Annotated in this window: 9 protein-coding genes; all 9 read left to right on the top strand. The window is 64.3% G+C overall.

The window, feature by feature from the left end; translation table 11 throughout:
* Positions 1 to 1,013: 1,013 nt before the first annotated feature.
* From dnaK to IEW22_RS18970, 9 genes are read left to right on the top strand one after another with little or no spacing between them, the layout of a single operon-like run.
* On the top strand, positions 1,014 to 2,897 hold the full coding sequence (gene dnaK, locus IEW22_RS18930) for a molecular chaperone DnaK (RefSeq protein ID WP_188588812.1): 1,884 nt from the start codon (positions 1,014 to 1,016) through the stop codon (positions 2,895 to 2,897).
* Between the two features lie 8 nt (positions 2,898 to 2,905).
* Entirely contained in the window at positions 2,906 to 3,430 is a 525-nt protein-coding gene (locus IEW22_RS18935; protein ID WP_188588815.1) for a nucleotide exchange factor GrpE, read from the top strand.
* 5 nt (positions 3,431 to 3,435) lie between these two features.
* On the top strand, positions 3,436 to 4,344 hold the full coding sequence (locus IEW22_RS18940) for a DnaJ C-terminal domain-containing protein (protein ID WP_188588816.1): 909 nt from the start codon (positions 3,436 to 3,438) through the stop codon (positions 4,342 to 4,344).
* Entirely contained in the window at positions 4,341 to 4,652 is a 312-nt protein-coding gene (locus IEW22_RS18945; protein WP_188588819.1) for a chaperone modulator CbpM, read from the top strand. Before IEW22_RS18940 ends, IEW22_RS18945 begins: the two co-directional genes overlap by 4 nt.
* On the top strand, positions 4,652 to 7,282 hold the full coding sequence (gene clpB, locus IEW22_RS18950) for an ATP-dependent chaperone ClpB (protein WP_188588821.1): 2,631 nt from the start codon (positions 4,652 to 4,654) through the stop codon (positions 7,280 to 7,282). Before IEW22_RS18945 ends, clpB begins: the two co-directional genes overlap by 1 nt.
* A gap of 14 nt (positions 7,283 to 7,296) precedes the next feature.
* On the top strand, positions 7,297 to 7,749 hold the full coding sequence (gene trxA, locus IEW22_RS18955) for a thioredoxin (protein WP_188588822.1): 453 nt from the start codon (positions 7,297 to 7,299) through the stop codon (positions 7,747 to 7,749).
* Entirely contained in the window at positions 7,746 to 8,012 is a 267-nt protein-coding gene (locus IEW22_RS18960) for a UBP-type zinc finger domain-containing protein (RefSeq protein ID WP_188588824.1), read from the top strand. The genes trxA and IEW22_RS18960 overlap by 4 nt, the downstream gene beginning before the upstream one ends.
* On the top strand, positions 7,990 to 9,708 hold the full coding sequence (locus IEW22_RS18965) for an FAD-dependent oxidoreductase (RefSeq protein ID WP_188588826.1): 1,719 nt from the start codon (positions 7,990 to 7,992) through the stop codon (positions 9,706 to 9,708). The genes IEW22_RS18960 and IEW22_RS18965 overlap by 23 nt, the downstream gene beginning before the upstream one ends.
* 13 nt (positions 9,709 to 9,721) lie before the next feature.
* Positions 9,722 to 10,162: a DUF1931 family protein gene (locus tag IEW22_RS18970; RefSeq protein ID WP_188588829.1), complete on the top strand. Its 441-nt coding sequence runs from the start codon at positions 9,722 to 9,724 to the stop codon at positions 10,160 to 10,162.
* Positions 10,163 to 10,646: the final 484 nt, after the last annotated feature.

The raw sequence follows: 10,646 nt of genomic DNA on the forward strand, positions 1-10,646 counted from the left end.
CCCACTGCCGGCGGGCACCCACCGGCGCCTGGCGTGTCTGCTTGTTGCTGCGTCCCATCGCACACCTCCGTCATCGAGGTGTTGCGACGACCGATTGAATCCACCTTACTTCCCAGGATCAGAATGGAGAATTAGGCAGACTAGCCACACACCGACACGGTGCTCTCTTTCTCCACCGTCGCATCGGCCTCGAATTCAAGCGTTGTCGACACTCGACTCCCGTCTTGCTCTCTTCGTCCCATCCGCACACTTCTCTCCAATCAGCAGGGTTACGACCAATACTTGAGCCCGCCGCGTCGATTCCCCCATTCCATGACGGTAGGCACCGTTCTGGGCGATACTGAGAAGTGCCCCGGACCGAGTAGAGGCTAGGTACATGCAGAACTCACGCAATCCTGACGCGACAATTCTCACTGCGGCCGAACCGCATCGGATGACACTGGGACTGCCCCTACGCAAAACCCCAGGCATCCGCGGCAGCGGCACCACACGGAGATATTCTGGCCGGCCAACCCATCAGGCAGGGAGGTGATAGAGTGCAGTGGCGGGACTACCACGGTACGTCCGCACCGATCTGCCCCTCAAATATAGTAACGTTCGCCAACCTCGCCGAAACTGAAAACGACGTCGACGACCTCTCCGGCCAGCATTTCGCAGTAGGCAAACTAGCCATCGCGCGCCAGGACATCGAGCCGGTCGAATAGGTCATCGGCACACTGAACTACCGCTGGGCCGCGCCCGCGCCGCCGCGGGCGCGTGGACAGCTACACCATTAGGCTGGATTTTTGGATTACTCCACCGAGGCCGGCCGCCGTGTACACGCCTCGATCTCAGCTTCTACGCGCTCATGCACGCATCACAGGACAGGGCAGCCAGCGCGACTTCACCTCGTTCCCAGTCCTTACGACCATGTCCCTACACAACCACGGCACTCCGAAGTCCTCGCCGACGTCGAAGTCGCGGACCAAGCCGTCCGCCTTCTCACCGGCCGGACCGATCGAAAGGAATGAATCATGGCAACTGCGGTAGGCATCGACTTGGGCACCACCAACTCGGTCATCGCAAGCTGGCAAGGCGGCGAACCGGTGGTGATCTCCAATGTCGAGGGTGCGCGGACGACGCCGTCGGTGGTCGCCTTCACTGAGAGTGGCGAGCGCCTGGTGGGTCAGCTGGCCCGACGACAGGCGATCTTGAACCCGAAGGGCACGATCTACTCGGCGAAACGCTTCATCGGGCGTCACTACGATGAGATCTCTGAGGAGGCCAAAGCGGTCAGCTTCGACGTCGTGCCGGGCGACAACGGTGAGGCGCGATTCGACGTGCGGGGCAAAAAGTACGCGCCGGAGGAGATCAGTGCCCTGGTGCTGCGCAAGCTCGTCGACGACGCGAGCAAGTTCCTTGGCGAGAAGGTGAAGGAAGCGGTCATCACCGTTCCGGCCTATTTCAATGACGCGCAGCGCAACGCCACCAAGGATGCCGGCCGCATCGCTGGCCTCGAAGTTCTGCGAATCATCAACGAGCCGACCGCGGCGGCATTGGCGTACGGCATGGACAAGCAGGTCCATGAAACCGTATTGGTGTTCGACCTGGGCGGCGGCACGTTCGATGTGAGTCTGCTCGACGTCGGTGAGGGCGTAGTCGAGGTTCGGTCCACGGCCGGCGACTCCCACCTCGGCGGCGACGACTTCGACCGGCGCCTGGTGGACTACCTCGCCGACGAATTCCAGCGTGCCGAGAACATCGATCTGCGCAAGGATGCGCAGGCATTGCAGCGCCTCTTCGAGGCCGCGGAGAAGGCCAAGGTCGAGTTGTCCTCGGTGACGCAGGCGCAGGTCAACTTGCCCTTCGTCACTGCTGACGCGAACGGTCCCAAGCACCTCACCACCACGATCATGCGATCGAAGTTCGAGGATCTGACGGCGGATCTGGTGGAACGCTGCCTCGGTCCGGTGAAGCAGGCGATGAGTGACGCCAAGGTCACCGCCAACGATATCGACGAGGTGATCCTGGTCGGTGGTTCGACACGGATTCCGGCGGTGCAGGCGCTGGTTCGCCGGCTCACCGGCGGTAAGGATCCCCACATGGGCGTCAACCCGGATGAGGTCGTCGCGCTCGGTGCCGCCGTCCAGGCGGGCGTGCTCAAGGGTGAGGTTTCCGATGTGCTGTTGCTCGATGTCACCCCGCTGTCCCTCGGCGTCGAGACGCAGGGCGGGGTGATGACCAAGATCATCGAGCGCAACACGACGATCCCGGCCCGGCGCAGTGAAGTGTTCTCCACCGCGGAGGACAATCAGTCCGCCGTGGACGTCGTGGTCCTGCAGGGCGAACGCGAACGCGCCGCCGACAACCGGGTGCTGGGCCGGTTCCGGCTCGAAGACATCCGACCTGCGCCACGCGGCGAGGCGCAGGTCGAAGTCACGTTCGATATCGATGCCAACGGCATCCTCAACGTCACCGCTCGGGATAAGGACACCGGCAAGGAGCAGAGCATCACGATCAGTGAGCAGGGCAACCTGGATCAGGGTGAGGTCGAGCGGATGCTCGCGGAGGCCGAACGGAACCGGGGTGAGGACGAGGCGCTGCGCAAGGCTGTCGACGCGCGTAACGAGCTCGATTCGGTTGCCTATCAGGTGGAACGGCGACTGGCCGAACTCGGTGAGAGTGCGCCACCGCACGACAAGGCGCGCGCCGAGATGCTGATCGCCGACGCCAGGAAAGCTGTGAAGGACGGTGCTTCACCCGCGGAGGTACAGCCACTGACCTCGGAGCTGCAGCAGCTGCTCTATGGGCTCGCCCCGGTCCAGGCCGGCGGCGGCGACGGACACCAGGCTGGCGGTGGAGACGCTGCGTCGTCGGATGACGACGACGTGATCGACGCCGAATTCGATCGAAGCTGAGGCACCTGATGGACAGATCTGCTGATCATTCGACGACCGAGCCGGCTACCGACGGTACCGACGGGGATCAGACCGAGACGGCGCCTGATCGCACCGACACGGGGGCTGAGCTCGCTCAACTCGAGGACCGCTGGCGCAGGGCCCTCGCAGATCTGGACAACCTGCGCAAGCGGTATGCCAAAGATCTCGACCGTGAACGCGCCGCGGAGACAGCGAGGGTATCGGCGGCGTGGCTGCCGGTGCTGGACAACCTGGAGCTTGCGCTGGCACATGCGGGTAGTGACCCGCAGACTGTCGTCGACGGTGTGAAGGCAATCCGGGACCAGGCGGTGCAGATACTGTCACGGCTCGGCTTCGAGCGCCACGACGAGGTCGGTGTGCCGTTCTCCCCGGAGCTCCACGAAGTGGTCAGTGTGGTGACCCAACCCGACCTTCCCTCCGGAACCGTGATCGAGGTCTTGCGGCCAGGTTACGGAGAAAACGGACAGCAGTTGCGTCCCGCCACCGTGGTCGTCAGCCGACCTGAGGAGTGAGCGCCATGGCGCGTGACTACTACGAAGCGCTCGGGGTCCCGCGCAGCGCCGACACCGACGAAATCCAGCAGGCCTACCGCCGACTTGCCCGCAAATATCACCCCGACATCAACAAAGACCCCACTGCGGAAGACAAGTTCAAAGAGATCAATGAGGCCTACCATGTGTTATCCGACCCAGACACCCGGAAACGCTACGACCGGTTCGGGGACGACTTCCGTCGGGTACCCGAGGACTACGACGAACGGGTCCGGGCAAGCGCCGGCCGGTACGGCGGTGGCGGGGGCAGACGGGTGCACTTCAGGCACGGTGTCGGTGGCGAGGGCGGCGTCGACTTCGAGGACCTCTTCGGGCAGATGTTCGGCGGCGGTGGAGGGTACGGGCCGATTCCCGGCGCCGATCAGGAAGCGGAACTGGAACTGACCTTGGAAGAGGCGTACCGGGGCGGCAAACGCACTCTGCGACTGGACGGACGGCAGTACGACGTCGACATTCCGGCCGGTGTCCTGGACGGCCAGCGAATCCGGCTGGCCGGGCAAGGCGGCCGGGGCAACGGTGACGCGCCGCCCGGGGATTTGTACCTCGTGGTGCGGATCAAGCCGCATTCGCGGTTCCGGGTACAGGGCCGGGACATTTACGTCGACCTGCCCGTATCGCCATGGGAGGCGGTCCTCGGGTCGACCGTCGTCGTCCCCATCCCGGGCGGCGAGGCGAAAGTGAAAGTGGCGCCGGGCTCGTCGACGGGAAGGAAGCTCCGCCTACGCGGTGAAGGAATGCCCAATCCGCGCGGCCCCGACGGCAACCTCTACGCCGAAATCAAGGTGATGGTGCCGTCGAAACCCACAGCACGTGAGCGCGAGCTGTTCGAGCAGTTGGCCACCGAATCGAACTTCGATCCGAGGAAAGAGACATGAGCACCCCTACCCCGGTCACCGGGTACGTATTGGTTCGCCGTGCCGGATTGTCGCCAGATGCCTTCGCCAAACGTACCGGGTTGCACCCTGACCTGACACGAAAGCTTGTGGCTCTCGGCCTGCTCGACGCCCACCGCGCCGCCGACGGCGAGATGTCGTTCGAACCGTCCGAAGTGGCCCACGCCGCCCGCATCCAACGGCTGCGGACCGGTTTGGGCCTGAACTACTCGGCAATCGGGCTCGTGCTCGATCTGTTGGATCGAATCGAGAGACTCGAGGCAACTTCCCGCAGAAGGAGGACACCCTGATGGACACCGGCACCCTGACCGAGAAATCACGAGAAGCCCTGCAGGAGGCCCAGAACCTGGCGACCAGAATGGGCCACACAGAGGTCGACGGAGAGCACCTGCTGCTCGCGTTGGTCGATCAGCAGGACGGTCTGGTCCCTCGGCTACTCGAGCAGGCCGGCGCGAACGTCGATGCGCTGCGATCCGATCTGGAACGTGAACTGTCGCGCAGGCCGAAGGTCAGCGGCCCCGGCGCGACGCCCGGTCAGGTGATGATCACCCAACGCCTGGCCAGGCTGCTCGACGCCGCGGAACGGGAGGCGAAGCGACTCAAGGATTCCTACGTGTCGGTGGAGCATCTCGTGATGGCTCTCTCCGAGGAGGGGTCGACCAGTGCGGCCGGACGGGTTCTCACCAGTCATGGGGTCACACGAGAGGCCTTCCTCACCGCCTTGACCACAGTGCGCGGCAATCAGCGCGTCACCTCGGCCACCCCGGAGGGTGCGTACGAGGCGCTCGAGAAGTACGGACGCGACCTCGTCTCCGAGGGGCGGGCAGGCAAACTCGATCCGGTCATCGGCCGCGATGCCGAGATCCGCAGGGTAACGCAGATCCTGAGCCGGAAGACGAAGAACAATCCGGTGCTGATCGGCGACCCCGGCGTCGGCAAGACCGCGATCGTCGAGGGCCTCGCCCAGCGGATCGTCCGCGGCGACGTGCCCGTGGGCCTACGCGACAAGACGATCTTCTCGCTCGACATGGGTTCCCTGGTGGCTGGCGCGAAGTACCGCGGCGAGTTCGAGGAGCGACTGCAGGCGGTGCTGTCCGAGGTGAAGGCGGCCGAGGGGCGCATCCTGTTGTTCGTCGACGAGTTACACACAGTGGTCGGCGCGGGATCGGTCGGCGGCGAGGGGTCTCTCGACGCCGGCAACATGCTCAAGCCGATGCTCGCCCGCGGCGAACTGCACATGATCGGTGCCACCACCCTCGACGAGTATCGCAAGCACATCGAATCCGATGCGGCACTGGAGCGACGCTTCCAGACCGTTCTCGTCGACGAGCCCGGCATCGAGGATGCGATCTCGATTCTGCGCGGACTTCGAGAACGCCTCGAGGTGTTTCACGGCGTGAAGATTCAGGACGGCGCACTGGTGGCCGCCGTGACCCTCTCGCACCGGTACATCACCGACCGTTTCCTTCCGGACAAGGCGATCGATCTGGTAGACGAGGCGTGTGCGCGGCTACGCACCGAAATCGATTCGATGCCCGCCGAACTCGACGAGCTCACCCGGAAGGTGACCCGGCTGGAGATCGAGGAGGCCGCGCTGTCCAAGGAAACGGACGCGGCCAGCAAGGCGCGTCTCGAAGAGTTGCGTAAGGAGCTGGCCGATCTGCGGGCCGAGGCCGACGCCCGGCACGCGCAGTGGGAGGCGGAGCGGCAGGCGATCCGTCGGGTGCAGGAGCTACGGGGGGAGCTGGAACGATTGCGCCACGAGGCCGAGGAGGCCGAACGCGATTACGACCTCAATCGGGCCGCCGAGCTGCGCTACGGCGAGATCACCGAACTCGAACGCAGGCTCGAGGCGGCGGAGGAGCAATTGGCCACCAGGCAAGGCCGCAATCCGTTGCTGCGTGAGGTGGTCACCGAAGACGAGATCGCAGAAATCGTGGCCGCATGGACGGGCATCCCGGTCGCCCGGCTACAGGAAGGCGAGCGGGAAAAGCTGTTGAAACTCGACGAAATCCTGCACGAGCGGGTCATCGGTCAGGACGAGGCGGTGCAACTGGTCGCAGACGCGGTCATCCGGGCGAGGTCCGGTATCCGTGATCCGCGCCGGCCGATCGGTTCGTTCATCTTCCTGGGCCCCACGGGCGTGGGGAAGACCGAGCTCGCAAAGACGCTGGCCAGTGCCCTCTTCGACAGCGAAGACAACATGGTGCGCCTGGACATGAGCGAGTACCAGGAACGGCACACGGTGAGCAGACTCATCGGCGCGCCCCCCGGGTACGTCGGGTACGACGAGGGGGGTCAGCTCACCGAGGCGGTGCGCCGCAAGCCGTACTCCGTGGTGCTCTTCGACGAGATCGAGAAGGCCCATGCCGACGTCTTCAATACCCTTCTGCAGGTGCTCGACGACGGCCGGATCACCGATTCCCAGGGCCGGCAGGTCGATTTCCGGAACACGGTGATCATCATGACCTCGAACATCGGATCCCAGCATCTGCTCGACGGAGTCACAGCCGACGGCGAGATCAAGCCGGACGCCCGGGCGCGGGTGCTGGCGGAACTGCGCGGGCACTTCCGTCCCGAGTTCCTCAACCGGGTCGACGACATCGTGTTGTTCACACCGCTCACGCTGCCGCAGATCGAACATATCGTCGAGCTGCAACTCACCGATCTTCGGAACAGATTGTCAGAGAGACAGATACACTTGAATATCACGCCGGAAGCACGCCGGCTCATCGCCGAACACGGTTTCGACCCGGTCTACGGTGCACGACCCCTGCGCAGGTATATCGCCCACGAGGTCGAAACCAGGATAGGTCGTGCGCTGTTGCGCGGCGAAATCGAACCGGGCGGCACCATCGATGTCACGGTCGATGACGGCGAACTGTCCGTCGCATATACGGAACCCGCCATCGCGGCCTGAGAAGGGGTGTCGTCATGGGCTCCGACAAGGTGAAGTGCCCGAACTGCGGCAAAGTGAACAACGTGCCGGCGGCCAGTGACGGGAGACCCCGCTGCGGAAATTGCCACGAGCCGCTGCCCTGGATCGCCTCGGCCGGGGATGGCGACTTCGCGGACGTGGCCGAGAAGTCCTCGGTGCCTGTACTCGTTGACCTCTGGGCGACGTGGTGCGCGCCGTGCCGCATGGTCAGCCCGGCGCTCGAGCAGCTCGCCACAGAACGTGCGGGTCAGATCAAGCTCGTCAAGGTTGACGTGGATGCTGCACCCCAGACGGCCGAACGTTTCACCGTCCGTGCCGTACCGACATTGCTGGTGATGGACCGAGGTGAGGTACTCGCTCGTCAGGCGGGCGCCGCTCCGGTACCGGTGTTGCGCACATGGCTCGATCAGGCGCTCTCGGAAAAAGCAGGCAAGGAGGCGAACTCATGACTTTTGCCCACGCGGACCCACATGTGATCGCGATCCGGGCCGTGGCGCCCCGCACTCCACAAGGTTGCGAGGAATGTCTTCGCCTCGGCACCCCGTGGGTACATCTGAGGCTGTGTCTGTCGTGCGGACACGTCGGTTGCTGCGACTCCTCGCCGGGCAAGCACGCGAGCGCACACGCTCACGCCCTTGGCCATCCGATCGTCCAGTCGATGGAAGCCGGTGAAGATTGGCGTTGGTGTTATGTCGACCAGAATTTCGTCTGAGGACGCCCCACGCCTCGGCGACGGTCAGCTCGTCGACGACGAGACTCCGGATGCAGTCGGGGCATTCCCGCGGCTGACGGACGCCCAGGTAGCGACGCTCGAGACCGGAGGCACACGTCGATCGGTTCACGCCGGCGAGGTGCTGATTCGAGCGGGCACCCGCAGCAGCGACTTCTTCGTCGTCCTTTCCGGCAAGGTCGCGATCATCGACGAGGGCGCCGAGTACGGTGAGCGTCGGATATTGCGCCTGCACGGTCCGGGCCGATTCCTGGGCGAGCTCGGACTGCTGGATGGCCAGGTGGCGTTCTTCACCGCCGAGGCGATCGAGGACGGCGAGGTGCTCGTCGTCCCAGCCGAGCGGGTGCGCGAGCTCGTCGCCCACGACCTCGTGCTCAGCGATCTGATCCTGCGGGCTTACCTGGTGCGCCGGCACCTACTGATCGGGCTCGGTTCGGGGTTCCGAATCATCGGCTCCTGCTATTCCCCGGACACGTTGCGGCTTCGCGAGTTCGCGATGCGCAACCGGCTGCCCCACAAATGGATCGATCTGGAGCAAGACGAACGGGCGGAGCAACTGCTGCAAAGCCTGGGTGTCGCCCCAGAGGACACTCCCGTCGTGATCTGGCACGGCGAGAAGGTGCTGCGCAATCCGACGAACGCCGAACTCGCCCGCATCGTCGGGCTTCCGGTCCCGGACGCAGCGCACGACGTGTGCGACCTCGTCGTCGTAGGTGCCGGACCGGCGGGTCTGGCCGCGTCCGTGTACGGCTCATCCGACGGGTTGAACACGGTGACACTGGAGTCGATCGCTGCAGGTGGGCAGGCTAGCACCTCCTCCCGGATCGAGAACTACCTGGGCTTTCCGGCGGGGATCTCCGGTGCCGAATTGGCGGAGCGGGCCGTGATTCAGGCCGGGAAGTTCGGTACCCGCCTTCTCGTGTCGGCGGAGGTGACCGGTTTGGGATCATCCGAGGGCGGGCACCATGTGCTCCAACTGGCGGACGGCGGCGAGATCCGCGCCCGGGCGGTCGTGCTCGCCACCGGGGCGCGATATCGCAAGTTGGAGGTTCCGGGAATCGAGGCACTGGAGGGGAGAAGCGTGTATTACGCCGCAACCCATCAGGAAGCGCGGCTGTGCGGCACCGACCCTGTAGCCATCGTCGGCGGCGGAAACTCCGCCGGACAGGCCACCGTCTTCCTCGCAGACCAAGTTTCCCACGTTCACCTCCTCATCCGCGGCCACGACCTCGGAAAAAGTATGTCCCGGTATCTCGTCGACCAGATCGAACGCCATCCGCGCGTGACCGTGCACCGAAATGCCGAGATTCGTGAGGTCCACGGCGACAAGCACCTCGAAGAGATTGCAATCGAGGACAATCGCACGGGCGACAAGGCCAGGATCCGGGTGCACGCTCTGTTCGTCTTCATCGGGGCGATGCCGCATACCGGGTGGCTGACCGACGCGATCGCGCTCGACGATCACGGCTTCGTCCTCACGGGCGTGGACGCCGTCCCCGTCCGTGAGGACGGCAACCAGAGAATCGACGCCCCGCCGTCGAGAACACTCGAAACGAGCCGGGCCGGTCTGTTCGCAGCGGGTGACGTCCGCAGCGGCTCGGTAAAACGGGTCGCATCTGCTGTCGGTGAAGGAGCGATGGCGGTACGACAAATCCATGAATACTTCGAGAGGAGCTGACGACATGCCAGTGATGGGCACTGCAAAATTCCAGCGGTTCTTCCGGGTAGCGGCTGGACTGCACGTCGACCGGAACGATCTCAAACGCTATACAGATTTCATCGACGACAAGATCTACGACGTGATCCTCATCGGCAAGGCCTCGGCAAAGGCAAACCTGCGGGACGTGATCGAACCGTGGGACCTGCCGATCACCAAGGGGCTGCAGGAGAGCATCGACCGATTCGAGAAGCTGGACGAGGAGATCGAACTACAACCTCTACTCGACCAACTGGCGGCCCAACCGTCCTTGGACGTAGCCCTCTCCGAGAGAACCGAGCAGAGATTGCCGCTGATTGCCGGCGGCTTGAGCGTGGCGCTGGCGCGCACTTTCGTCACTGTCCAGCCGGACCGCAAAAACCCCGGGACCGCCGAGTGGAACGTCACCCTCGACATCTTCCATCAACTCCTCTGAACCCAGCCAGCGACCGGGCACTGATGGCGGACAAACGTGCCAGACACATCGAGGACGATGTGATCTGGCCGAGATACAAAGGCGGAATGGACCGCTACTCACAAACAACATCTCGTAGATGAAGACGATCAACATCCACGTATCGGTCTTCCCGTTACCTTCTTCGTAGCCCTGCAACACAGGGCGACGGTCGCCAAGTTCGGTATGACTTCTTGCCCCTGTCGCTCGAATGATCCGGGGGGTGATGTCGCCGAACCTGGTGACGTCGATGGACCGCTGATAGGGACACGGCCGCCTGCTGTGCCGGGGCATCGGGCAGGTCTCCTCGTAACGTGGGTGCCGGGTATCGACGTCGGATCGGTGACCGTCCGGAGCGGAACTGGCGTGTCCCCCGTGAACCGGTCCGGGCTGTTCTAGAGTCCTGATTGCCCTGATGAGGGCACGAAGGGACGATAGGGATCATGGCAGGACGGAAGCGGCACTC

The organism is Gordonia jinhuaensis, assembly GCF_014639795.1.
Taxonomy (GTDB): Bacteria; Actinomycetota; Actinomycetes; order Mycobacteriales; family Mycobacteriaceae; genus Gordonia_B; species Gordonia_B jinhuaensis.